16 protein-coding genes are annotated in these 25,251 nt (G+C 42.0%); 11 read left to right on the top strand and 5 right to left on the bottom strand.

Translation table 11 applies throughout. The features are described from left to right. Nucleotides 1-167: 167 nt before the first annotated feature. From OSCIL6407_RS0116695 to OSCIL6407_RS35430, 3 genes are all read right to left on the bottom strand, one after another. Nucleotides 168-2,768: a CHAT domain-containing protein gene (locus OSCIL6407_RS0116695; protein ID WP_007357876.1), complete on the bottom strand. Its 2,601-nt coding sequence runs from the start codon at nucleotides 2,766-2,768 to the stop codon at nucleotides 168-170. Nucleotides 2,769-3,051: 283 nt separating this feature from the next. Then, nucleotides 3,052-4,086, bottom strand: coding sequence for a threonine aldolase family protein (locus OSCIL6407_RS0116690; RefSeq protein ID WP_007357875.1), 1,035 nt, complete (start codon nucleotides 4,084-4,086; stop codon nucleotides 3,052-3,054). Between the two features lie 158 nt (nucleotides 4,087-4,244). Next, entirely contained in the window at nucleotides 4,245-4,391 is a 147-nt protein-coding gene (locus OSCIL6407_RS35430; protein ID WP_155523403.1) for a hypothetical protein, read from the bottom strand. A 107-nt stretch (nucleotides 4,392-4,498) separates the two neighbouring features. Here OSCIL6407_RS35430 and OSCIL6407_RS0116685 point away from each other — a divergent pair, with 107 nt between their 5' ends. From OSCIL6407_RS0116685 to polA, 3 genes are all read left to right on the top strand, one after another. Further along, nucleotides 4,499-6,730, top strand: coding sequence for a histidine kinase dimerization/phosphoacceptor domain -containing protein (locus tag OSCIL6407_RS0116685; RefSeq protein ID WP_007357874.1), 2,232 nt, complete (start codon nucleotides 4,499-4,501; stop codon nucleotides 6,728-6,730). After that, the gene (locus tag OSCIL6407_RS0116680; protein WP_007357873.1) at nucleotides 6,717-8,390 is read left to right on the top strand and encodes a putative bifunctional diguanylate cyclase/phosphodiesterase; all 1,674 of its coding nucleotides are present in this window, start codon (nucleotides 6,717-6,719) and stop codon (nucleotides 8,388-8,390) included. Before OSCIL6407_RS0116685 ends, OSCIL6407_RS0116680 begins: the two co-directional genes overlap by 14 nt. Nucleotides 8,391-8,588: 198 nt before the next feature. Then, nucleotides 8,589-11,618, top strand: coding sequence for a DNA polymerase I (gene polA, locus OSCIL6407_RS0116675; protein WP_007357872.1), 3,030 nt, complete (start codon nucleotides 8,589-8,591; stop codon nucleotides 11,616-11,618). A gap of 172 nt (nucleotides 11,619-11,790) precedes the next feature. Here polA and OSCIL6407_RS0116670 read toward each other — a convergent pair whose 3' ends face one another. Further along, the gene (locus tag OSCIL6407_RS0116670) at nucleotides 11,791-12,423 is read right to left on the bottom strand and encodes a DUF4328 domain-containing protein (RefSeq protein WP_007357871.1); all 633 of its coding nucleotides are present in this window, start codon (nucleotides 12,421-12,423) and stop codon (nucleotides 11,791-11,793) included. A gap of 258 nt (nucleotides 12,424-12,681) precedes the next feature. Here OSCIL6407_RS0116670 and OSCIL6407_RS0116665 point away from each other — a divergent pair, with 258 nt between their 5' ends. Continuing rightward, entirely contained in the window at nucleotides 12,682-13,314 is a 633-nt protein-coding gene (locus OSCIL6407_RS0116665; protein WP_007357870.1) for a bifunctional 4-hydroxy-2-oxoglutarate aldolase/2-dehydro-3-deoxy-phosphogluconate aldolase, read from the top strand. A 128-nt stretch (nucleotides 13,315-13,442) separates the two neighbouring features. Then, complete coding sequence (locus OSCIL6407_RS0116660) at nucleotides 13,443-13,958, top strand: L,D-transpeptidase (RefSeq protein ID WP_007357868.1); 516 nt, start codon at nucleotides 13,443-13,445, stop codon at nucleotides 13,956-13,958. A 106-nt stretch (nucleotides 13,959-14,064) separates the two neighbouring features. On the opposite strand, the gene OSCIL6407_RS0116655 is transcribed toward OSCIL6407_RS0116660, so the two are convergent. Then, nucleotides 14,065-15,654, bottom strand: coding sequence for an Hsp70 family protein (locus tag OSCIL6407_RS0116655; RefSeq protein ID WP_007357867.1), 1,590 nt, complete (start codon nucleotides 15,652-15,654; stop codon nucleotides 14,065-14,067). 133 nt (nucleotides 15,655-15,787) lie between these two features. Between OSCIL6407_RS0116655 and OSCIL6407_RS38340 the strand changes: the two genes are divergently transcribed. The 6 genes from OSCIL6407_RS38340 (at nucleotide 15,788) to OSCIL6407_RS0116625 (ending at nucleotide 25,061) form a co-directional block, all read left to right on the top strand. Continuing rightward, on the top strand, nucleotides 15,788-16,024 hold the full coding sequence (locus OSCIL6407_RS38340) for a DUF3157 family protein (RefSeq protein ID WP_148288890.1): 237 nt from the start codon (nucleotides 15,788-15,790) through the stop codon (nucleotides 16,022-16,024). Between the two features lie 411 nt (nucleotides 16,025-16,435). After that, nucleotides 16,436-18,700 carry a sensor histidine kinase gene (locus OSCIL6407_RS0116645; protein WP_234708820.1) on the top strand — a complete coding sequence of 755 codons (2,265 nt, stop codon included), beginning with the start codon at nucleotides 16,436-16,438 and terminating at the stop codon, nucleotides 18,698-18,700. Between the two features lie 251 nt (nucleotides 18,701-18,951). Further along, nucleotides 18,952-20,277 carry a DUF1822 family protein gene (locus OSCIL6407_RS0116640; RefSeq protein ID WP_007357864.1) on the top strand — a complete coding sequence of 442 codons (1,326 nt, stop codon included), beginning with the start codon at nucleotides 18,952-18,954 and terminating at the stop codon, nucleotides 20,275-20,277. A 12-nt stretch (nucleotides 20,278-20,289) separates the two neighbouring features. Beyond that, on the top strand, nucleotides 20,290-22,845 hold the full coding sequence (locus OSCIL6407_RS0116635; protein ID WP_007357863.1) for a CHASE2 domain-containing protein: 2,556 nt from the start codon (nucleotides 20,290-20,292) through the stop codon (nucleotides 22,843-22,845). Beyond that, complete coding sequence (locus tag OSCIL6407_RS0116630; RefSeq protein WP_007357862.1) at nucleotides 22,842-23,570, top strand: hypothetical protein; 729 nt, start codon at nucleotides 22,842-22,844, stop codon at nucleotides 23,568-23,570. The genes OSCIL6407_RS0116635 and OSCIL6407_RS0116630 overlap by 4 nt, the downstream gene beginning before the upstream one ends. A gap of 60 nt (nucleotides 23,571-23,630) precedes the next feature. Further along, a complete protein-coding gene (locus OSCIL6407_RS0116625; RefSeq protein WP_007357861.1) occupies nucleotides 23,631-25,061 on the top strand; it encodes a hypothetical protein in 1,431 nt (476 codons plus the stop codon). The last annotated feature ends 190 nt before the right edge of the window (nucleotides 25,062-25,251 follow it).

The raw sequence follows: 25,251 nt of genomic DNA, 5'->3' as shown, positions 1-25,251 counted from the left end.
ATTGCGAGCCAAGCGAAGCGCAGTTGCGGGATATTGCCCGAAGCAATCCCAAAGCCTTGCGATTGCTTCGCTACGCTCGCAATGACAAGTTATCCCTAAGTAAGCTCTAACACCTAAGCAAGTCCTAACAACTAACAACTAACAAATTACAAATTACAAATTACAAATTACAACCAATTACCAACTAAAACAAAAGCTGCCCAGAAATAAGGATGAGAAAATCTTTTATCCTGGAAAATCGCCTGCTGAGCACGGCGGAGAGCTTCAGCTTTTGTCACTTCTTTCTTGGCTAATTCTTCATAAAATTTAGTCATCAGTAAAGCAGTCGCTTCATCGCTCACATACCACAAAGATGCCATCGTACTCCGAGCTCCCGCCCGCACAGCTACCCCCGCTAATCCCAAAGCCGCCCGCTTATCTCCAACAGCAGTTCTGCAAGCACTCAGCACTAGCAATTCAATAGGGCGGGCCGTCCTTGTATTTCCCCTTAGCAAACTATCTAATTCCTTAGCGTTAATTCGCTCGTCCCAAGCAAGAATAAATGTATTTTCAGCTTTAGAACTGAATTCGCCGTGAGTTGCTAAGTGAACTACTGGGAAAGGAAACGAATTAATTTTTGCTTTTAAGTTGGCTTCGGTGAAAGATTCATTTAGCAGAATTGTACTGGGAACTTCTGCCGCGATCCGTTGCAATTCAGTCTCAACGCCAGGAAGTGCATCAAACCCTTGGCGAGATTCGCTTAAGCCACCAGTGAGAATTTTGAGGCTATTTCTTGCTAAAGGTTTAGCGTCTACCAGTTGTAAACCAGGAGCTATTGCAATGCTATATTTTTGAGCTAAATATTGCTTGCCATCGTAAAGAGCGGCCATCGGAATACTCCGCAGAGAACCATCTAAGACAAATACTAAAGTTTGTACGCCACTCGCTGCTAAGTCAGTTTCGATGGGACGGATTAACCAGTCATAAGCTTGTTGCGACGGTTCCAATAAGATTTTTAAGACCCCCCGGATTAAGCTTCTTGTTAGTCCTTCCCGCAGTTTTATGAGTATTTCTTCTACTCGCTCTTCAGATACAAAGGTAGTGTAGTGAAGTAGAGGTTTGTTTGGAAGTTTGACAATTACTTCTAGGCGATCCCGCAAAATAATCGGATAAAAAACTGCTGCTTTTGGATCGATTTGGTCGATTTGAACTGGTCTGATATCTAAACAGGCATCTCGAAAGAAGTTGTCAAGTTCAGCTACTTGTAATGCTTCTATTATTTGCCTCGCTTGAATTAATGCTAATTGATCTACAACTCCATGACTTTGTGAAGAATTAAGAGGCGGTTGCAACAGCAAACCTACTAGCTCTCGATAGACTGGCTCTACACTTTCTGTAAATGAAAACTGTACATCTGAGCTAATACTAACTAAATCGCTACGAAGAGACTGGAGGGTTTTTACTGCGGAGAAATAAGCAGTAATTGCGCCTTCTCGCTCTCCTTGAACTTTCATAATTCTTCCTAATTGCCACTGCCACTGGTAGGCAATATCCGCAGCATTCACCGCTTGCGCTAAAAGTAGTGCTTTTTCAGTTAATTTTCTCGCGTCAGCCCATTGTTGATTCTGTTCGTAAAGCTTGCCCAAATTTCCCAGAGCATTAGCTTCTGCTCTTCTATCTTTTAAGCTTTGAGCTAGTTTTACTGCCATTGCTAATAATTGAGCAGGCTCTTGATAATTGGCGATCTGCTGCTGTTCTTCGCCTTGCTGTTCAATCCTAATTAAGCTGTGAGCTAAATTAATTATAGCATAAACTGCTGTCCTGCTAGCAGGTAATTTGGCAAGTAAAAACTCGATTTTAGGTGATAAAATTTTGGCTTCTGACCATTGCTTTTGCTCTAATAAAAGGCTCAGTTGGTTTAGTTGCGCTTCAATTGTCTGTAAAGGTGTAGGAGATGCTTTCACTGCCCGCTGATAAAAATCTAAAGCTGCTTCCGGTTTTTGCTGTACTCTAAATGTATTACCCAAGCTAATCATAGCGGCTGTCAAGGCTTCGGGAGATTCTAATTTTTCAGCTATTGCTAAACTTTGCTGTAAAACTTCCTGAGATTGATTCAAATCTCCCACTATCCGCAACGCATCGCCTAAGCTCTGAAATCCTCTGGCTTTCAGTAGCGTATCTGGTTGGTTTTTCAGTGTTTCTTTCACAGTCTTTAGCATTTTGAGAGCTTGACTATATAGCCCTAATACCTGTAGTGATTGAGCTTGGTTAATCTGGTTCCTAGTAACTCCTGTAGCATCGCCGATTTCTTTGTATGTTTCTGCGGCTTTTTTCCAGGTTTCTAGGGCTTGTTCGGAATTGCCAGCAGATAATTCTAATTGTCCTTTTACTTCTAGTATTTGAGCGAAAATTTTTGTCCTCTCAGCGGTATTTTCTATTTGATTTAGTTGGTTGAAACTGTCTGTAATTGCAGCCGTTGCTTTAGTTCTTTCTCCAGCATGATGATAGACGAGTGCCAGATTTCTTAAAGCCCTTGCCTGACCTAATTGATTGCCTTGGGCGGTATAATCGGTAACTAAGCGCTGTAATACCGCGATCGCATCTGCAAACTGTCCCGTTTCATAAAGTTGCTGTGCCTGTTTTTCTAAGGCCGCCACTCTATTTAAAGCTGGCGTTTGCCTTACCTCTGCTTTAGCAAATGTTTCAGGAGTAATTGCCAAGGCTTTTGGGGTTTGGGAACCGCAAACTAAAGAGAAAATGCAAATAGTAAAAACAGGGATTTTTTTCATCTATAATAATTGTTAATTATTAATTGTTAATTATTTATTTCATAAACAGGTGCATAACAACCACAATTTGTCAATCGAGGACTGTATTTGGAGTTCAGATCGTTAGCAGAGGCACGAAGTAAACAGAAATGAAGTGAAGCAATCGCAGGGATAAGGAAAAAGCTTCGTACCCTCGCAACTGCGATCGAGCTTAGCTCACAATGATATTATTTATTTTATACTATAGCATTATCAGAACTTACTCAAAACTGTATGCTCCCAAAGCATAAAACAACTGCTCGAGTTATTGTGCAAAGTTTTTGACAGTTTTTATGAAAGCAATAATATCTTTTTCCTGCGTATTGAAAGCGGTGACAAGTCGGACAATATTCGCATCTTCACGATGCCAACGATAAAACTCGAATCCTTCGGATAAAAGCGCTTTAATTACTGGTTCTGGAAGTTCAATAAAAATTTCATTTGCTTCTACTGGATAGGCAAGCTTCACCCCAGAAATACCCGCGATTCCTTCTACTAATTGGGCTGCCATTTCGTTAGCTTTCGCTGCATTTCTTAACCACAACTTATCTTTAATATATGCTTCTAGCTGTACTGATAGAAACCGCATTTTTGAGAAAAGATGACCGCTGCGCTTGCGGCGATATTGGAAATCTCGCACCAATTTGTGATTAAAAAATACTACTGCTTCTGCTGCCATTGCGCCATTTTTAGTAGCTCCAAATGAAAGTACATCAACGCCAGCCCGCCAAGTAATATCGGCAGGAGAACAACCGAGACTGGCGACAGCATTTGCAAACCGCGCTCCATCCATGTGCAATTGTAAATTGTAAGCGTGAGTTACTTCAGCAATTTGGGAAATTTCATCAGGATTGTAAATAGTTCCGGCTTCTGTTGCCTGAGTAATGCTGACAGCAGCAGGTTGTACATGATGAACAAATCCTGCACCGGCTCGATCGAGTATTGCTGCTAAGTTAGCAGCATCAATTTTGGCATTATTTCCTGTTAGTGTTACTAGCTTTGCACCACCAGTATAAAATTCTGGTGCGCCGCATTCATCGACGTTGATATGAGATTCGGCATGGCAATAAATTGCTCCATAAGGAGGAGAAATAACAGAGAGAGCGAGAGCATTGGCGGCGGAGCCTGTCGCTACGGGAAAAACTGTGACGGGTGTCTCAAATAGTTCGGAAAATTTGCCTTGCAAATTCTGCGTGCATTCGTCATTTCCGTAGGGCATAGTAGCCCCGTCATTGGCGGCTGCGATCGCTGCCATTATTTCTGGAGAAACTCCCGTAACATTATCGCTGCAAAAATTCATTTTAATAATTGGTAATTGTAATTGATAATTGGTAATTCCTCTCCATTACCACTTCAACTCTAACACTATCTTGAGTTTACTTCTCCTTAAATACAAACCTTTATACATTTAATCAGAGCGTAATTTATCTTAAAAAAATAAAACACAAGCTCGAAATTTTAAACGGTTGAGTAAGTGGGATCTGTGGAAATACGAGTGAAAATACTATTAAAGCTGAATTTGCCAAGGCTGTCTCCGTTTTTATACGTAAGTACATTTACATAAATGCGACATTGACGATCGTCTGCCTTTGTTCCCAGAGGCATTTTTTTTGTCAAGAATAAGTGTCGCAGCTAACTTTAATACTTTACTTGCAAAGCTTATCTTTAAAATAGAGGCTGTACTCATAGTAAGAGTGCATCGCAAATTAACCATGCTACACCCCAACCCATCCTTTTGTCGCACCCTTGCTCCCACAGAAATATCTGGCATCGCTGCCACCTTGCAGCATAAGGTAGAGCAATTGACTGGCGAATTAAACAGTGCCCGCCAGCAACTAGAGCGCGAGAGAGAGCAACTAAAAAAGACCAATGATGCTCTCCAAGAAAGCCAAGTACACCTGCACGCAGTCATTTCCAAAGCGCCAATTGTCCTCTGGGCATTGGATGGTGAGGGCATATTCACACTTTTTGATGGCAAAGGGCTAGAAAATTCAGACCTTCAGCCCGATCAACTCGTCGGTCAGTCAATTTTTGATTTATATTGCAACCATCCAAATATTTTGGAAAGCATCGCCTTTGTACGTGCAGGCAACGAGCACAGTTGGATTGCAGAAATGGGGGATTTAGTATACGAAAGTCAAGCAACTCCGATACGGGATCGAGATGGTCAAGTTTTGGGAGTAATCGGTGTTTCTACTGACATTACGCTGCGTCATAAATCTGAAGCAGCCCTGCAAGAAGCAAAGATAGAGCTAGAGTTTAGAGTCGATGAGCGGACAGCAGCTTTAAAGGAGTCTAACGATCAGTTAGTAGTAGAAATTGTGGAACATCTACAAGCAGAGAAAGCGCTGCGATATCGAGTTGAATTTGAGCAATTGATCGCGACTCTTTCTACTCATTTTATCAACTTAAGACCAGAAGAAATTGATAGCGGTATTAACCGAGCGCTGGAAACAATCGCAACTTTTAGCGGTGTCGATCGCAGTTACGTCTTTTTGCTCGATGACAACGGCACTAAGCTCAACAATAGTCACGAATGGTGCGCTCCTAACATTGCCCCGCAAATTCGCCAACGTCAAGGCATAGCAGTGGAAGCTCTGCACTGGTGGCAAGAGCAAATCCGCCAGCGCGAAACTATTAATATTCCCAGTGTCGCCAAATTGCCGCGATCGCAGCGGACTACCAAAGCCATTATGCGATCGCAGTCCATCCAATCTCTGATCGTGATGCCAATGACTCATCGCGGCTCCCTGGTGGGATTCTTAGGCTTAGATGCCGTGCAATTAGAAAAAGCTTGGTCAGAAGATGTCATTACCTTACTGCGAATTGTCGGCGAAATGTTCGTCAACGCCCTAGAGCGCAAGCGAGTAGAAGCACAAAAGACCCAATTAATTGCCTCTATCCAAGAGTCAGAACGCAAATTTCGCAGCTTATACGAAGCCACCAACGACGCAGTAATGCTCCTTGACGAACAAGGTTTCTTTGACTGCAACCGCGCCACCCTAAAAATATTTGGCTGTACTATCAAAGAGGATTTGTGTGGGAAGCAACCCAAAGACTTTTCGACCCGATTTCAGCCAGGAGGAGAAGATTCAGAAAGTTTAGTAAAACAACACATTGCTGTAGCTATGGAGACAGGTAGCAACCGATTTGATTGGCTACACCAACGCATTGATGGTTCAGAATTTCCCGGAGAAGTCTTACTCTCTGCAATGGAAATCGACGGCAAAAAAGTGCTGCAAGCAGTAGTGCGCGATATTACCGAGCGAAAGCGAAGTGAAGAGGGAATTAAGGCATCCTTAGCAGAGAAAGAAGTCCTGCTTAAAGAAATTCACCATCGCGTTAAAAACAATCTCCAGGTTATTTCTAGTCTGCTCAGACTTCAATCGCGATACATTCAGGATCGACGTACAATTGAAATGTTAAAAGAAAGCCAAAATCGCGTTCGGTCAATGGCTCTCGTTCACGAGCAATTATATCAATCCCAAGACTTATCAAAGATTAACTTTGCTGAATACATCCATAACCTAGCAAATAATTTATTTCAGGCTTATGAAGTAAATGAAAAGGGAGTTAAATTAAGGATGAATATCGAGGTAGTTTATCTCAATATTGACACAGCAGTTCACTGTGGATTAATTATCAACGAATTGGTTTCCAATTCTCTTAAATATGGATTTATCGATCGGCAAAAAGGAGAAGTTTATATAGAATGCTCAGTCACAAATCAGCAATTTATGCTGACCGTTCGGGATAACGGCATTGGATTTCCAGCTAACTTGGATTTCCGCAATTCCTGCTCATTAGGACTGAGATTAGTGTGTTCTTTAGTTAATCAACTCAGAGGGACTATTGAACTAAATAGCAGTAAAGGAACTGCGATAGCAATTACATTTACAATGCAAAACTTACAGCAGGGGAGTGAAACTAATGTCAAGAGCTAAGATCCTCATCGTTGAAGATGAAAGCATCATCGCCGAGGACATTGCAGATAGTTTAAAAGTTCTAGGGTATAGCATTAGCGCTATAGTATTTTCTGGAGAAGAAGCCATTCAAGCAGCCGATGATATGCAGCCTGATTTGGTGTTAATGGATATTCATCTGCAAGGAAAAATGGACGGCATAACAGCAGCAGAAGAAATCAGATCGCGCTTCCAAATACCAGTTGTTTATTTAACAGCTTATGCCGATGATAACACTTTACAACGGGTCAATGCGACAAAACCATTCGGCTATGTTGTCAAACCATTTGAAGAAAAAAACTTGCATTCAGCTATCCAAATTGCTCTGCATCGGCATCAGTATGACTATTTAACAAATTTACCTAATCGCTCGTTGTTGCGAGAGCGGCTTAATCAGATATTAGAAAAACAAAAAGCTTTTCAGACTCTAATTCCGATTGTATCTCTCAGCGTGGATCGGATCAACAAAATCAACGGTACATTAGGGCATTCTATCGGTGACTCCGTACTCCGTATTATTAGTCAAAGGCTCACTAACTGCAATCCTAACTTTAATATGGTTGCCCGTTTAGAAGCTGCTGAATTTGCGATTATCATGCCGCTAATTGAAGAAAAAGAAGATACTGGCAATGTCGCTCAAACCATTTTAGATATGATCTCCGATCCCATCGTTGTTGATGGCTATGAAGTTTATGTCACTGCCAGTATCGGCATCGCTTTCTATCCCGGTGACGGCACTAAGGGAGACGAATTGTTGAAGAATGCTTATGCAGCCATGTATTATGCTCAGCAGCAGGGCGGAAATAGTTATCAGTTTTATACTTCAAAATCATCGATAGTATCTATCAACCAAATCATTCAGGAAACCAGCCTGCGGAATGCCCTTAAATGCTCAGAGTTTGAAGTTTACTATCAGCCTCAAGTCGAACTTAAGACAGGTAAGATTGTTGGTGCTGAAGCCCTATTACGCTGGAATCATCCAGAACGAGGTTTAGTTTACCCCGATGAATTTATCGCCCTTGCTGAAGAAATGGGTTTGATTATTCCACTGGGTGAATGGGTGCTGCAAACTGCTTGCAAGCAAACTAAAATTTGGCAAGAATCAGATTTTTCCCCCTTGCGGATAGCAGTCAACTTGTCAGGTCGTCAGTTCAATCAGAAAAATATTGCTGAAAGAGTAAGGCAGATATTAAAAGAAACAGGACTAGATCCTAAGTATTTAGAACTGGAAGTAACAGAAAGTCTAGTAATTCAAAATGAATCGGCTGCTACTAAGGCTATGACTGAATGGCGTACCCTTGGAATTAAAATAGCGGTTGATGATTTTGGCACGGGATATTCCTCTTTAAGCTATCCTAAACGTTTTCCATTTGATATTATTAAGATTGACCGCAGTTTTATCTGCAATATCACAAACGATCCCAAGAATGCCGCAATTACTAAAGCGATTATTCAAATGGCACACAGTTTGAATATGAAAGTGATTGCTGAGGGTGTGGAAACCCAGGCAGAACTAGATTTCCTTTATCAATATGAATGTGATGAGATGCAAGGTTATTTTTTTAGTAAAGCCCTTACCAATAAAGAATTTGAAGAATTGTTAAAAAAAGGGCAATGTTTGCCTAGTGTAGAAGATAACTAAATCCTGCCGGCCTCTACTTAATTAGAGTTTCCATACCCCCTTCATTAATTTTTAATTGCCATAGGGCGAGATATAGCAATCCTCAAGGCGAAACAAAGCTTGTCAACTCCTAAAACCATTGATTTTTCCTGTATTTTCCTTCTTCCATCTTCCTGCTGCTATAATTCGTTAGAATAGAACTATTGTCTCGCGCTATTGGTGTCTATTTCTGTGTTGGCAAATCAAATTCCTACTTTCGTCCTAGTTGACGGCCACTCCTTGGCTTTTCGCTCCTACTACGCCTTTGCCAAAAGTCGAGATGGGGGGTTGCGGACTTCCACAGGTATTCCCACGAGTGCATCTTTTGGTTTCCTCAAGTCGCTCTTAGAGGTGATGGCGGCAGAGGAACCGGAGTATATGGCTATCGCTTTTGACCTCGGTTTGCCTACGTTTCGCCACGAAGCTGACGATACCTACAAAGCAGACAGAACTGAAACTCCCGAAGATTTTATTATTGACCTCAAAAATCTTCAAGAACTATTAAGTTACTTCCATTTGTCAATAGTAACTGCTCCTGGTTATGAAGCCGATGATGTCTTAGGAACCTTAGCACAAAGAGCGAGTTTAGCAGGTTTCTGCGTTAAAATTCTTACAGGCGACCAGGATCTATTTCAGCTTGTTAATACAGACGCAAATATCAGCGTTTTACGTCTCGGTAGAGACTCTTTCGGGCGCGGTGGTACAGGAAGAGGTCAAGAATACGGCCCAGAACAAGTAATTGAAAAACTGGGAATTAGACCCGATCAAGTAGTTGATTATAAAGCTCTGTGCGGCGATGCCTCTGATAACATCCCTGGAGTGAGAGGGATTGGCGAAAAAACCGCTGTGCAGTTGTTGACAACTTACAACTCTCTCGATCGGATTTATGCTTCTTTAGATCAGGTTAAAGGAGCTGTGCGGAAAAAGCTGGAAGACGGAAAAACCGAGGCCTATCATTCCCAGCATCTTGCTAAGATTATATGTGATGTACCCTTGGAAATTGAGTTAGAAGAATGCAAGCTTGCTGGTTTTGACGAGGCAGCTTTAATACCAGTTTTAGAAAAATTAGAGTTTAAGACATTTTTAAATAAAGTCAAGCAACTTCAGAAGCGATTTGGCGGTGTAGAACAGAGTGGAGAGGAGGCTTCCAGTCGGAAAATAGAAGAGGTAGATCAGGACAATCGCACCACAATCAAGACTGAAATTAGTGAAGATAGAGTTAGTAAAGAAAATAGCGATCGCTCTTTATCAAACAATGAAGATGATGCAAGCTGGTTTTGGAACTTAGAGGATACCAGAGAGGCTCAACAGCAGGCAATTTTGCCCATTAAACCGAGGATTATTCATACTCCTGAACAGCTAACCGAATTAGTGCAACTATTGCGAACTTTCACCGATTCAGCCACACCTGTTGCGTGGGATACTGAAACTACAGCCTTAGAACCGCGAGACGCTGAATTAGTAGGAATTGGCTGTTGTTGGGGAACTGGGGAAGCAGATTTAGCTTACATTCCTACAGGACATAAAACTGGTCAAAATTTAGATAAAGCCATAGTTTTAGAAGCATTGCGTCCAATTTTAGAAGACAATAATTATCCTAAAGCCTTGCAGAATGCTAAATTTGACCGCTTAATTCTGCGTTGTCAGGGAATCAAATTAGCTGGCGTAGTATTTGACACGATGTTAGCTAGTTATGTCATCGATCCCGAAGGCAGTCACAACCTTACTGCTCTGTGTAAGGAATACTTGGAAGATCCCAAGTTAACTGCAAAAAGTTATAAAGATTTAGTCTCTAAAGAGCAAACAATTGCAGATTTAGCCATTCCGATTGTTGCTAACTACTGCGGTATGGATGTCTATACAACGTTCCAGCTAGTAAGTAAACTTCGCGAAAAACTAGAAGAACTTGATGCAGAAAAGCCGCTTACAGCGTCTTTAGAACAGTTGTTAATAAAAGTAGAACAGCCTCTAGAACCTGTTTTAGCTCAGATGGAATATAAGGGTATTCGCATTAACACAGAGTATCTCAACGAACTATCACAGGAGCTAGAAAATAAATTACAATTAATTGAGCAGACAGCCTACGAAGTCGCTGGGGAAGAATTTAGTTTGAGTTCGCCAAAACAGTTAAGCAAACTGTTGTTTGAAACTCTAAAACTAGATATCAAAAAATCCCGAAGAATTCAAAGCGGCTATTCTACTGATGCTGCTGTTTTGGAAAAGTTGCAAGACGATCACGAGGTAGTCAAAACTATTTTGGAGCATCGCACTTTATCAAAGTTAAAGTCAACTTATGTGGATGCACTCCCGCAGTTAGTGCGTCCTGATACTGGACGGGTGCATACAGATTTTAATCAGGCCGCTACGGGGACGGGGAGGCTATCTTCTTCTAATCCAAATTTGCAGAATATTCCCATCCGCACTGAATTTTCTCGACAAATTCGCAAGGCATTTTTGCCTAAAGAAGGCTGGCTGATGGTGTCTGCTGACTATTCTCAAATTGAGTTAAGAATTTTGGCTCATTTAACTCAAGAACCTGTGTTAGTTGAAGCTTACAAAACGAATCAGGACGTGCATACTGTGACTGCTAAACTCTTATTTGAAAAGGAAACAGTAACGCCGGACGAGCGCAGGTTGGGCAAAACGATTAATTTTGGCGTAATTTATGGAATGGGGGCGCAGAGATTTGCACGGTCTGTGGAAGGGGTGAGTCCGACGCAAGCTAAGCTGTTTATTGAGAGGTTTAATCAGCGGTATTCTAGGGTTTTTGAGTATTTGAATAGGGTCAAGAAGGATGCGATCGCGCAAGGTTACGTCTCAACAATTCTAGGCCGTCGCCGCTATTTCAAATTCGAGGGCGAAAGTGTCCGCAAACTGAAAGACTCTGATGTTCAAGACATTAACCTGGCTACTCTCAAAAATATAGGTCAGAATGACGCACAACTTTTACGAGCTGCTGCTAATGCTCCAATTCAGGGCTCCAGTGCTGATATTATTAAGGTGGCAATGGTGAAACTGCATGATATCTTGAAGGATCGTCAGGCGCGTTTACTATTACAAGTTCATGATGAATTAGTGTTGGAAGTACCGCCCGATGAGTGGGAAGAATTGCAGCATAAAATTAAGAATACAATGGAAAATGCTGTAGAGTTAAGTGTACCGCTAGTGGTTGATATTCATGCGGGGCAAAATTGGATGGAGACGAAGTAAATAGCTAGGGGCTAGGGGCTAGGGACTAGGGGCTAGGGGAAGAAGGGAATAGAATCAATGGTTTCAGCTATTCAAAATGTCCTAACCGTCTTGGCGGTTGCTATAGCAATTAGCAATTAGCAATTAGCCATTAGCCATTAGCAATTAGCAATTAGCCATTAGCCATTAGCCATTATGGAGAGGGTGTAATTTGCGGTTGTCTGGCTTTTTCAGCAATGGCACTTTTCATAACTTTTACCATTTGCAGTACCACGACAGATAAAAACACGCTGACTATATCACTAACTAAGAACCATAAAGGCTCTATTTCTGAATTCTGTCTTTGCATTCTTGACATTTCCCGGTTCAATATATTTGAGCCAATAGTTAAAGCGTAAAACCCTCCAATTAGCGGATCTAGCTGCTCGGCCCACTTTACCAATTCCCCTCCTTCCTGCTTAAATGTATTGCCAAATGTTGATAGTGTATTCCAAATTCCCCAAAAGCTGTATATGGGGATCAAAAATCTTGCAAGGGCTCCTCCTGGCGTGATGGGATAATCCTTGAAGAGAACCTTGAGATCGACGTGCAGACGATATAGCCATACTAGCCAAAGCACTAACGCAACCAAGCCTATAAAAAGTGCAACAAATAGCAAAATCTCTTGCAGACCTTGAAGCGCCTCAGAAATAGTCGGTGCTATTACTTTAAGCAAAGAGAAAATTAGGGAAATGATGGCTAACGATAGGTTAGCCCAAAGAAACTGCGTTAATAAGCGACTAACTCCTTGGGACTTGAGAGGAGTAGCTGCATCAAAATTATTCATTAAGCCTCCACGAAAATCTGCCGCAGGGGGGTGATACCCACAGCATACACGACTATACCAGTTTACCTTTTTTTGTAGAGAACGGTAATGCCGAGAGGCTGTTACACTGAGAGTAGCTTAAATAAGTAATTGAGTGCGGGGATAGCTTTTAAAGAGAGAAGCAAGACGCGATCGCACTCATTCATCTTTCGTAAATTTCCCGGCGATGACCAACTTCCACAATTTTGATAGTGAATATGTATATTATAATAAATTAGCATGAACGATCGATATTGGTTAAAACTACTGCAAAAACACCGCGCGATCGCGGTCATACGTTCCCCAAAAATGGAACTGGGAGCGCTGATGGCTAAAGCTATAGCAAAGGGAGGAATTCAGTTAATTGAAATTACCTGGAACAGCGATCGCGCACCTGAGCTAATTTCCCAATTGCGCTCGGAATTGCCAGAGTTTACAATTGGTACTGGTACGCTCTTAAACTTAGAGCAGCTAGAGCGAGCTGTTGAGTGTGGCGCTCAATTTCTCTTTACTCCCCACACCGATTTAGCTATGATTGAAGCCGCAGTTAATGCAGGTATACCAATAATTCCTGGTGCTTTCTCGCCTACGGAAATAGTTAGCGCCTGGCAAGCTGGCGCTAGCTGTGTTAAGGTTTTTCCCATCTCAGCAACAGGAGGTGCTAGCTACATTAAAAGTTTGCAAGGGCCACTGGGTAATATTCCCCTAATTCCTACTGGAGGTGTTACTCTGGAAAATGCTAAAATATTTATCGAAGCAGGCGCGATCGCGGTGGGTTTGGCAGGGGATTTGTTTCCTCAACAGCTAGTAGAAACTGGAGATTGGGACGCGATCGCACAGTTGGCTCGTAATCTTGTAAAGAATTTAACCTGAAGGGTAAAGATTAGGCAAGAATGCTATAACAGATAAGTTGCCTGCGATCAGGATAAAATCTTTAGCTATATTATGTAAATGGGAAACCCTGAAATTATCTAGTTTTCCAAACCTCAGAGGTGTGAAGAATGAAAAACATTATTAGCTCAATTTGGTTGCGTCGCGCTGTAACTTTGTGTGCTTGTAGTGCTTTGAGCATTTCCGCTTTGTGTGGCGCGTCAACTCCGGCAACGGCAAACGAGGCACACAACAAAATTGCTTATAGAATTATGCAGTTACAACAATCCAATCAACGATGGATTGAAATTGACTTATCCCGGCAGCGATTGGTAGCTTGGGAAGGTAATAAAGCAGTTTATGCAGTTATTGTTTCTACAGGTAAATCATCAACTCCTACCCGCGTTGGAACTTTTGCTATTCAAACTAAGTACGTAACTACCCGGATGACTGGGGATGACTATGATTTACCCAATGTTCCTTATACAATGTATTACGACGGTGGTAATGCAATTCACGGGGCTGATTGGCATAATTTGTTTGGCAATCCCGTGACTCACGGCTGCACAAATGTTGCAGTTGATCATGCTAAATGGCTATTTGAATGGGCTGATGTAGGCACGCCTGTGGTAGTACATAAATCTTAGTTGTTAGTTGTTGGTTGTTAGTTGTTAGTTGTTAGCAATTAGCAATTAGCAATTAGCAATTAGCAATTACCAATTACCAATTACCAATTACCAATTACCAATTAGTCTAACTTAGCTGTACAACAGGTTTATCTTCTAATAGGGTTTGGGTTGTTAACAAGTCTTCTACTGTCATTCGCAAAAATCGCTGGTTGTCCACTCGAAATAGGATTTTAATGCGATCGCTTCCCGGATACCCAGGCGGATTTAACTGAGCAATACTGCGTGCGCCCTCCCGATCGTTAAGTGCTTGTACAGATGTCCTCCCAGATAACTGACGAGTTACCAAGCGATCGCCATCAAAATAAACCTCTGTGCCGCCAGTTTCCGCTCCCAATTCCCCTACAATTAATTCAATACTGGGCTGACTTTCGATAGATGCGCCTAATACTAATTCTATTGGTTCGCTCATCGGATAAGCTTGGCCGGATTTAATCAAAGGATGCCAACTGTGACAATTGTCGCGGCGGTTCCAATAGCGAATACCATAGCTGTGATAGAGAAAATCTTTCACTTCTACGCCTTGACTTAGTTGCAAAGCACCGTGCGCGATCGCTTCAAATGGCTTCTGGCACCTAATTTTTGTTGAGTTAAAATACTTCTCTACCCAAGTTTGAACTGCTGGAATTTGGACTGTCCCACCAACTAATAAAACTGCATCAATGTCTGCCGTTTCTATGCCTTGACGACGCGCTTGCTGCAATACTTGATTCATGCACTCGTCCAGGTTATCAAAAAACTGATGTTCGGCAAGGATATTCTCGAAGCGATCGCGCTCTAATTCTAGTTCGTAACTATCAAAAGTTTCGTCATTGAAATAAACTTCTGTGGCCTTCGATTGCAGGGACAACTGAATTTTTAAGCGTTCTGCCAAACGAGTTGTTAAAGGAGATTTCGCCAATCCTTGCGACTGGGCAAAATAATCTACCAGCCAGTTATCAATATCAGAACCGCCTAAGTTTTGCCCAGCTTTAGCTAAAACACGGGCGGTTTTTAGCTTTTGTCCTGAAGATTCAGCGAGGAGTTTTTCGCCCCATTTAAGAATGAAGCCTAGAGGTTTTTTACCTTCAGAATTATCTAATCTAACTAAAGAAAGGTCGAGAGTGCCACCACCAAAGTCTATTACTAGCAGAATTTCCCTATCTGCCAAACCGTAACCCAAAGCGGCGGCGGTGGGTTCATCTAACATCCGCACTTGTTCTACTTGTAAAGATTGACTTACTTTACCTAGCCAGTTGCGGTAAGCTTCAAAACTATCTACCGGGACGGTAAAAACTACAGAATCTACAGGTAATGGCAATTCACGAATTGAGCCGACAATGTGGTTAAGAAACCATTGACCAACTTGTTCAAAAGTGACAATTTGACCGTCTAATTCTGGCAAAAAACCTTGGATAGGAGTGCCTATTCCGCGTTTGAAGTTACGGAAAAATCGGGGGTCTGCATTTAAGTCGAGGCCGCGATCGCGCACTTGTTGACCCAGTACCACTTTACCCTGAGCCGCGTCCTCAGCATAGAGCAAACTGGGAATTAGGGGCGGATTTGGCGCGGAGATCAGAGATAAACCTGGTAATCTCAAGGTTTCTGGCTGCTGGGAGGCTTGATTCCAGCGAGCGATTACGGTGTTGCTAGTGCCAAAGTCAATTGCGATCGCCATTCAGTCATTAAGCAGCAAGTCGTGACTAGATCATACTAGGGTATGCAGCCCCCCAAAAGCAAACCGGACTAGATCAATTATTTCGATGTAATCATCTGTCAAGGTTGCTTTTCCAGAAATTTAGTTATTATCAATCACCGCAACCTCCATCACTACCACCTCCGTCACCACCACCTCCATCACTGCAACCTCCATCACCACCACCCCCGTCACCACCACTTCCATCACTGCAACCCGAATCACCCCAACCCGAATCACCCCAACCCGAATCACCGACATCTCCGACTCTGGAATCTGCACTGCCGCCTCTACCTCTTACGATAACGGAAGGTTGAGGATGAAGGATGAGGTCAAGCATTTTTCTGAATAACTGAAGCATCCAAAAAACAGACCATAGCAAAAATAATAAAAGTATCAATGCCTCTAGATTTAATGTCTTCATGGTATCGCCTACTCCATAATCTACTGCCTCTATAAGTAGAAGGCCCAGGAAATTAGTAGAATTCAGAACGGAAAAGACTGAGCTAGCCTGCTTTTCAGTCATTGGCGTTTTAGATTTAAGTATATTCTCTTACTTAAAGGCTTACAGACTGACTCTAATATGTGAGAAAACTTATGCAAGTGACGACAATCACAGTAGAATTATAAATAATAAGTTATGGCACTTTCAATTCTCTACCTTTAAGTTAAGTTTCTTACTACTCAAGAATGAGATCAAAAATACAAAAAATGTTTAAGATAGGTTGCAATAATATAAAAATCGTTACCCTTTGGAGTTTTAATGATGAGCTTGATTACGACCATTGTAGAACAGCCTTTTGATACTACCTATCTTAATATCAAGGCTTGTTTAAATAATCTTCTAAAAAGTCTGCTAAGTAAGATTTTTGTAAGTTCTAATAGCAGTCAAGGCAAGTTTTTGTCCGACCAACAGGCTAACTCAGAAATCCCACCATCAGTCAAAGGATTGTCTGACCTCAAATCTGCTTTAGATCGAACTGCTATCTGGGTAGCACTAGATTCTAAAGGACTTATTAACGATCTCAACGATAATTTTTGTCAAATTTCCCAATATTCTAGGCAAGAACTGATTGGAAAAGATCCGCGTCTGCTTAACTCTGGCAATCATTCTCAAGCGTTCTTTAACAGCATTTGGTCAACCATTTCTAGAGGGCAAGTTTGGCAAGGAGAGATTCATAATAGAGCCAAAGATGGAAGCTATTTCTGGCTCGATGTGAGAATTGTTCCTTTTTTAGATGCTCGTGAAAAACCGTTCCAATATTTAGCTATCGCCTTTGATATAACTAACATAAAACTCGCTAATTCATCGCTACAGCAGCAGGAAGAACGATTAAGATTAGCCTTGGAAGCTGCCAACACGGGCATCTGGGATTGGAATATTCTAACTAATCAACTGCTCTGGTATCATAACACTGAACAACTATTAGGTTTAGCATCAAGTCCTTTTCAAGGAAACTGCGAAGCTTTTCTCGAATGCGTTTATCAGGAAGACCGCGAATTTGCACGCCAAACTATAAATTTAGCTGTTCAAGAAAAGAAGAATTGCAACTTTGACTTTCGCGTTATTTGGAGTAATGGCAGCATTCATTGGATGGTTTTAAAAACTCAGTTATATAGCGATAAAAAGGGTCAACCAGTACGAATGGTAGGGACAACAATGGACATTAGCAAGCGGAAAGCCGCAGAAATAGCTCTCTACCAGCAGACCGAACGAGAGCGCTTGGTGAGCGCGATCGCGCAACGCCTCCACAGGGGTTTAGAACAGCAAGTAAAAGACCGTACAGCCCAACTGCAACAGGCCCTCGACTTTGAAGCAATGCTGAAGCGAATTACTGATAAAGTACGCGATTCCCTGGATGAAAAGCAGATTTTACAAATTGCTGTTCAAGAATTAGGAATAGGGCTGGGTGTCCGCTGTTGTAATGCCTCATTATATGACCTTGATGCTGACACTTCAACCATCTGTTATGAGTGGACTAATTCGATGTTTTCCGACCGAGGTCGCGTGGCTTTGATGGCAGAGTACCCAGAAATTTACCAGTTACTTTTTCAAGCTCAATATTTACAGTTCTGCAACATTATTCCTAATCCTGTGCGCGGCAAAGTGGCAATGCTAGCCTGCCCAATTTTTGACGATCGAGGAGCGATCGGTGATTTGTGGTTAATTAATGATAGAGACTACGCTTTCCAGGAATTAGAAATACGAATGGTGCAGCAGGTAGCAAATCAATGTGCGATCGCCATCCGCCAAGCCAGACTCTACGAAGCCGCCCAAGCGCAAGTGAAATCTCTGGAAAAACTCAACTGGCTTAAAGATGACTTTTTGAGTACAGTTTCTCACGAATTGCGAGCTCCAGTTGCTAACATGAAAATGGCAATTAGGATGTTAGAAATCTGTATGAAACAGGATCAGCTATCACCTCATCACCGCCAAAAAGCAACTCAATACTTGGAAGTTTTGCAGCGGGAATGCGATCGAGAAATTACTTTAATTAATGACTTGTTAGATCTACAACGGCTAGAAGCGGGAAGGCAGTCTTTAGTGTTAGAAACTGTTCAGATTCAGCATTGGCTACCGCAACTCGTGGCAGGTTTTCAAGAACGCGCGGAAGCTCGGCAACTTATGCTAATTATTGAGCTTCCACAAACACAAATGCCTCCCTTAGTTTCTGATATTTCTAGCCTGGATCGTCTGGTCAGCGAGTTGTTAAATAATGCTTGCAAGTACACGCCTCCTGGTAAGCAAATCATTGTCACCGTTAGCGCTCAACCAGGTAAAGTTCAACTAAAAATAACCAACTTTGGGACTGAGATTCCGACTGAGGAATTTGCCAGAATTTTTGACAAATTTTACCGAATTAAAAGTGCCGATCCTTGGAAGCAGGGCGGAACTGGTTTAGGCTTAGCATTAGTTAAAAGGCTGGCAGAACATTTAGGGGGAACGATTCATGTAGAATCTGCAAATCTTCAAACAACTTTTATAGTAGAATTGCCCAATCAAGGAGTGCTCAGTAGAGTTGGATAAGCTGCTACGGGCTTAAACAAAACGGGCAAGCTAAGCTTTTACGCCTCTAGACTGTACTATTTGTAATGCCACCTCAACCCCGCAACCTCCTCCTCTGCAAGGGAATGATGAGAAATAGGTCGATGTGTAAATCTTGTTGCTACTATTCTTGCATACCCCCTAGACTTTGGGAGATATAGATCGACAGCACGAACCTTCACCTGCCAGAACAGCTTTTATTTCAACGCTGAATTCGGAGGAGATATTAACCAATGATAAATTACTTAGCTAATTCTGAGCTTGACTTTGAAAGCTTACAAATAGAATCGATCCCACTTGCTCCCGCCTCAATTAACCAGGCAATCCAAATCAGCCAGAAAATTAAAAATCAAGGGCGGCAGTGGCAAACTTATTTGACTGTTTTAGCATTGTTTACTTTCCGTCAGTGGGCGGAAGAACGTATACCTAAAATTGCGTTAAATCAGGAAGAATGCTCGATTTTACAGCCACAATATGCTAATATAATTGAAGCAGCTTGCAATCTAAAATTAGGCGATTTTAAAATCTGTTTACTAGCAATTGGCAGCTTAACAGAGGAAAAAGTATCTATCCCTAGAGCTGCAATTGATTTGCCAGAATTTACCGCTCATTTTTATGTCGTTGTAGAAGTAACTGAAGAACTTGAAGAAGCTACAATTATTGGTTTTATTAGTTACGACCAATTAATCAAACAATTTAATTCGGTTAATTTTTCCCAAGAAAATGACTGGACATATCGTTTTCCCTTGGCTTGTTTTAATAGTAACTCTGATGATTTACTGCTATATTTACGGTATTTAGAACCAGACGCGATCGCGCTCCCCTCTATCCCAGTTCGCCCTATCGATACCTTATCAATAATGCAGGCTCAATTGTCTCCGCTATTGCCGCAGTTACGAGCTGGCAGTCGAGAACTATGGGAGCTATTAATTTGGGAAAAAGCAACAGAAATACTGACAAATCCGCCGCTTTTAAATTGGCTATATCAAGAGTCAATACGCCCCCATCCAGAGTCTAAATTAACTCAGAGAATATTAAATGTCGGGCTGTGGTTACGAGATGAAATGGATGATTTAGCGCGAGAATTGTCTTGGGTATTGCTTCCCGCTTTCAATTCAGAAAAGTTAGGTGTGGCTGGAGGGACGGCAATGCGATCGCCCATTGAAGAACTAGAAGCCATTGTCACCCAATTAGAGCGGCGGGGTACAGCAATTTCGGCAGCCGCGAGGGGAGCTTGCAAAACCTTGAATCTAGCATCAATTTCCCTGCGGCTTTATGCCCTCAGTTGGCCGATGCTGTCAACAGAAAATATTCCAGAGTGGAAATTGCTGTTAATATTAGGAGGTTCCCCCTCTGGCACTCGGCTCCCAGAAGGCACAAGAATGCAAATCAGTGACAATACAAGCGTACTGGTTGAACAAGTCCTCAACCAAAACACTGCTGAACCCTATCTTTACAGTCTGGTAGCGGGAACCTGGGACGAACAATTTACTGTTACTCTCGCCCTCAGCAATGGAGCAAGATTAACATTACCTCCCTTTGCTTTTCGTCCTCATTAGAAAGAGGGATCGATGACAATTTTTAGGTTAAAAATTCAGCGTTTTGCTCAAAATTGTCTGTTTGAATTGTCTTGGGGTACAGGACAACAACTGTCTGCAACGTTAAATTATCCAGAATCAATCGCGACTTTATATCAAGAGTGGCAGCGAATTTATTTAAGCTTTTACAAATCAGCTCTGAGAGGGCGGGTAGAAGCTAGTGGTAGCATTGCACCGCCACCTATAGATTGGCACGCTAGACTGATTCAAGCCGAAGCTAGATTATTGTCAGAATTTCATCACTGGCTGCGAAGTGCAGATTTATTTGAAATCCGAGCAGAAATTGCTAATAGTAGATTACCGGAAATTACTGAGTCGGTAATTGTTGGCAGCCAAAATTCAAATGTTAATGTATTCCTTACTTGTCATCCTATTGAGATCGAGCGCTTACCTTGGGAATCTTGGGAAATCGGCGCTGATTTTCCGAGATTAGGGGAAATTCGTATTGTTCGGACTCCTGTAAATATTAGGAGTGAAACTGATAAAAATCCCCCACAAAAACGAGGAAAAAAAGCCAGAATTTTAGCAATTTTAGGAGATGATACGGGATTGAATTTTCAGGGCGATCGCACCGCAGTGCGCTCCCTTTCTCGCATCGCTGAGATTAAGTTTGTAGGTTGGCAACCGGGATTAGATATTCCTGAATTGAAAGCTAATATTTGTCAGGCTTTAGCCGATGAGAGAGGCTGGGATATACTATTTTTTGCGGGACACAGCAATGAAACAGCAATGACGGGCGGAGAATTGGCGATCGCGCCCGAAACCTGCATATCAATTAGTGAAATTAAACCTCAACTTCTCTTAGCAAAAGAGCGGGGATTAAAGTTTGCCCTATTCAATTCTTGTTGCGGTTTGACCATTGCTAATTCGTTAATTGATTTAGGATTAAGTCAAGTAGCGGTGATGCGAGAACCCATTCATAATCAGGTAGCGCAGGTATTTTTAGCTCGGTTTCTCCAAGGACTTGCCCAACACAAAGATGTACAAGATTCTTTAGTCGGTGCTTGTCAATATCTGCGATTGGAAAAGAGCCTAACTTATCCCTCTACTTGCTTAGTTCCTTCGCTATTTTGTCATCCGGGAGCAGTTTTCTTTCAAATTAAACCTTACGGGGTTAGAGAATTTGTTAAGCGTCTTTTACCAACTCGGATAGAAGCGATCGCGCTGTCAATTTTAACATTCCTTAGTTTGTCACTTCCAGTACAAGATGGGCTGCTAGAAAAGCGCGTTTTAGTACAAGCAATTTATCGCGACATTACCCGACAACTACCGATGGTTGCTACCCCTAAAGTGCTATTAATAGCAATTGATGATAAGTCAATCCGCAAGGCTAAAATTTCTAATCCCAAACCGATGAATCGCCAATATTTAGCTAGTTTAATTGACAAGCTTGCGGCAAGTAATGCTAAAGTTGTAGGGATTGATTATTTATTAGATCGTCCCCACGAGGAGAGCGATCGCATACTTTCTAAATCTATACAAACCGCCGTTCAAAAACCTCATCCCACTTGGTTTGTATTTGCATCTGTCCGCGACGATACCGAAGGATGGCTAAAAGTGCTCCCAGAAATTGCCAGCCCTAATTGGAGCTTTCAAGGTCATATTAATATGGTACACTGGTACATGAGATTAGTACCCGAAGAAAATTCTAGTTCTGCAAAAATGCCCTTAGCTTATATGCTGGCTTTAGCTTATCATTTGAACATAGAAGCTTATTCACAGCCATCTGTGGCAGCAAATCAAAAATTGGCAACAGGAAATCAAGATTCGTCTCAATTGCCTGCGCCTAGATTGGACAGCAAGACAGAACTTTTCTCGGAAGCAATTGCATATCTTAATCGAGAAAAAGGCCTTAATTACAAAACATTATTCTCGCCTTCATCGCAACTACAACCGATTACCAGCTTATCTTATGATTGGGGGCAAATGTGGTTACAACCAATCATTGATTTTTCAGTTCCCCCTGAATATATCTATCAGCATATCCCCGCTTGGCAACTGCTGGAAAGTGAAGTTAATTCCCCGGAATTGCAGCATTTACAGCAGCAAGTTGTGCTGATTGCACCGGGAGGATATAGCGAAGCAGGGGTAATTAGAGATGGGGAAGATAATTTTAGGATTCCCGCAGCACTTAGCTACTGGTTCAATCAGCGCCGCCACAAGCAGCGCCGCTATTTTACTGGTGGGGAAGCTCACGCTTACATGATACACCATTTCTTGCATAAAAGGTTAGTAATTCCTATTCCCGATCTCTGGACGATCGGCCTAGCGGTGTTGTTAGGAAAAGGGGCTGCCCTCGCCCTAGCACATCGCGAGCAAGCAGTTTGTTCGATATTAATTGGAACTACCATTTATGGATTAATTAGCTTACAACTTTACATTACTGCTGCCGTGCTTTTACCTTTTGTTCTACCTGCTGCAACGCTGAGTATTTACATCCTGCCCATACTGGTAAAATTATTAAATCAGAAAAAATCTGCCAAAGATTTACGTTTTTGGGGATATAGTTTGTTGAAGGATTCAAAATGAGATTTCACAAGGGATTAACCATTTTTTTGCTATCTTTAGCGTTGATTTCCACCCCGTTTTTGCTACATTTATCCGTGCAAAATGCTATGGCAGAAACAGAAGAACAACAGTTACCCTGGGATAAATTGTACGAGAAAGAACCTCCTAGAAAGGAAGAAACAGGAGGTTCGCGGGGCCCAGTTGAACTCGTCTGCACCATCTCACCCGAATCTCTGTCAGGGGAAGAAATAAGAATTTGGAACGATCGCCCTTTATTTCTATGGCAAGGAAATATATCAAAAATAGAGGTGCGCCGACGGCGTAGCGAGCAAGTAATGTGGAGTCAGAAACTCGCGCCTAGTAATAACAGCGCCACCTATAGCGGACAACCTCTGCAACCGGGAGAAAGTTACGATTGGGTACTGTTTGAAGAGGGGGAGGATATCCCCACTTTCCAAGTTTCATTCCAGATCGTACCCGCCGAGGAACGCGATCGCATTACCGCAGATTTAAACACCTTAGAAAGGCAATTGCAACAAGAGGGAGCTACGCCAGAAAAGATTGCTTATGCCAAAGCAAATTATTTTGCCGAGCGCCAGATGTGGTCAGATGTTTTACAGTCTGCTTATCAAGTGCAAAATCCTTCAGAAGCTCTCGCACAATTTATTCAAAACATCCCCCAGCAGTTTTGTCAGCCTTTGGCTACTATCAGAAAGTCAATTAGGCAGGCTAATAGGGATAGATGATTAAAGTAGATGATTAAATCCTTCTGCCTTCTCCTATACATCTGGTAATGGGTAATTGCTATGGGTGCTGCTTCAAAATACTGGACACTTGTAAGAATTGATATTGCTGGAGGGTGCAAAATCGAGGTGATTGCCGAAGTAAAAGCCTTTTTTGCTTCAGAATTTCTCAAAGGTACTGATACTGCACAAGGCGATGTACCTGACGATCGAATTCAGCGCCAATTGCGGGAATGGATGAGATTTCCCCCTCCCCATCAATCAGAAAAATCTGTATTTGCAGAACGCTGTTTGCTCTGCTTTATTTCCCATCACATTGAGCAAGCTTGCCGACATCTTGAAACCCAATTTGGGGCGGCTCACGGCTTCACTTACCAGGATTTATTGCCATTTGTCCTCTCTGAAGATGGCAGATTTAACAAGTTCTCCAGTGAAGCTCGTGGCTCTAGTTCCTACAAATCAATTGCTAAGATCGTTCTGGAAAGCTTCGATCCAGAACAGAGCAGTTTAAGCACCTGGACTTATAGAAGGGTAAAACATCATTCTGAATTAAATTCTTTCTTGCTAGAACGCGGTGTTTATATGGTCAGCGATTGGGCAATACTCAACGATACTCGTACCAAACAGCTAGAGCGAATTTTATCTGATTTTTACCAACTAACATCCTTTGAAATCCAGCAATTTTGCCAACTTTTAGAAGCTTATCATGCTGTCTACCGCACCGCCAGACTTCAGCAGCGTCAAGCGGGAGGGAAGAGGCAGTGCCAGCCACCCACACCTGAGCAACTGCAACAAATTGCAGAATTTATAGAAACTAAAACCAGCCAGAAATTTTCACCTAAAATGGTGATGCTACTGCTACAGCAGCTAGCATCGAAATTGCGAAATTACCGGATTTCTGTGCGAGGAGGTTCTCCCAAATATGAATCTTTAGATAGTTCAGAAAATAGCTATGCAGTTAACATTTTGAATTCTACAGAAACTTTAAATAATTTGGAAAATAGAGATGAACAAACAGAGTTTTTGAAATTATATCGCCAGGAACTTTTACTTTGTTTAGAGGATGCAATTGCCCAAGTGACAAACTTATGGATTAAGCAATTTCAGCGTCAAAATCCCAATAAAATCAAACAATTCTTGATGGGACTTCAGCTATTTCATTGTCAGGGACGGACTATGGGAGAAATTGCCGCTACTGTAGGACTACAAGCTCAGTATCAAGTGACTCGCTTGCTTAAACTCAAATCTTTTCGTGCTGATGTCAGACATCAGTTACTAGGTATGCTGCGCCAGCGTATTTTAGAAGTAGCAAAATCCTACATCCCTCCAGAGCAGCTTCAGAAACAGGACAAACAAATTGAAGAGGCTCTAAGCGAACAAATTAATATCGTGATTCAGGAAGCAGAAACAGAAGCAAGTATGGCAAAAAGCCATCTTGCAAGTAGTATTTTTTCCCAAAAACTTTGCAGCTATCTCGACAAAATGATATTATGAGTATTGTCGTGCGATCGCAACAGATGCAACGGGCATTGTTATCGGAAAATATAGCGTCCTTAGCAATCAACCAGCACTGAAAGCGACTAAAAACGTAAGATAGGGCGGAGCGCCCACAATCAAGCTCATCTATATTAACCTTGAGTGATAATGAGCAATAGCAACGAGAAATCAAACTCAATCAGGGAGA

This window comes from Kamptonema formosum PCC 6407 (genome assembly GCF_000332155.1).
Taxonomy (GTDB): Bacteria; Cyanobacteriota; Cyanobacteriia; order Cyanobacteriales; family Microcoleaceae; genus Kamptonema; species Kamptonema formosum.
This window is presented reverse-complemented; position numbering and strand designations above follow the sequence as displayed.

Excerpts from the sequence above, each read along its gene's own strand:
- OSCIL6407_RS0116695 (WP_007357876.1), bottom strand. The coding sequence starts at position 2,768 with ATGAAAAAAATCCCTGTTTTTACTATTTGCATTTTCTCTTTAGTTTGC.
- OSCIL6407_RS0116690 (WP_007357875.1), bottom strand. The coding sequence starts at position 4,086 with ATGAATTTTTGCAGCGATAATGTTACGGGAGTTTCTCCAGAAATAATG.
- OSCIL6407_RS35430 (WP_155523403.1), bottom strand. The coding sequence starts at position 4,391 with ATGCCTCTGGGAACAAAGGCAGACGATCGTCAATGTCGCATTTATGTA.
- OSCIL6407_RS0116685 (WP_007357874.1), top strand. The coding sequence starts at position 4,499 with ATGCTACACCCCAACCCATCCTTTTGTCGCACCCTTGCTCCCACAGAA.
- OSCIL6407_RS0116680 (WP_007357873.1), top strand. The coding sequence starts at position 6,717 with ATGTCAAGAGCTAAGATCCTCATCGTTGAAGATGAAAGCATCATCGCC.
- OSCIL6407_RS0116670 (WP_007357871.1), bottom strand. The coding sequence starts at position 12,423 with ATGAATAATTTTGATGCAGCTACTCCTCTCAAGTCCCAAGGAGTTAGT.
- OSCIL6407_RS0116665 (WP_007357870.1), top strand. The coding sequence starts at position 12,682 with ATGAACGATCGATATTGGTTAAAACTACTGCAAAAACACCGCGCGATC.
- OSCIL6407_RS0116660 (WP_007357868.1), top strand. The coding sequence starts at position 13,443 with ATGAAAAACATTATTAGCTCAATTTGGTTGCGTCGCGCTGTAACTTTG.
- OSCIL6407_RS0116655 (WP_007357867.1), bottom strand. The coding sequence starts at position 15,654 with ATGGCGATCGCAATTGACTTTGGCACTAGCAACACCGTAATCGCTCGC.
- OSCIL6407_RS0116645 (WP_234708820.1), top strand. The coding sequence starts at position 16,436 with ATGATGAGCTTGATTACGACCATTGTAGAACAGCCTTTTGATACTACC.
- OSCIL6407_RS0116640 (WP_007357864.1), top strand. The coding sequence starts at position 18,952 with ATGATAAATTACTTAGCTAATTCTGAGCTTGACTTTGAAAGCTTACAA.
- OSCIL6407_RS0116635 (WP_007357863.1), top strand. The coding sequence starts at position 20,290 with ATGACAATTTTTAGGTTAAAAATTCAGCGTTTTGCTCAAAATTGTCTG.
- OSCIL6407_RS0116630 (WP_007357862.1), top strand. The coding sequence starts at position 22,842 with ATGAGATTTCACAAGGGATTAACCATTTTTTTGCTATCTTTAGCGTTG.
- OSCIL6407_RS0116625 (WP_007357861.1), top strand. The coding sequence starts at position 23,631 with ATGGGTGCTGCTTCAAAATACTGGACACTTGTAAGAATTGATATTGCT.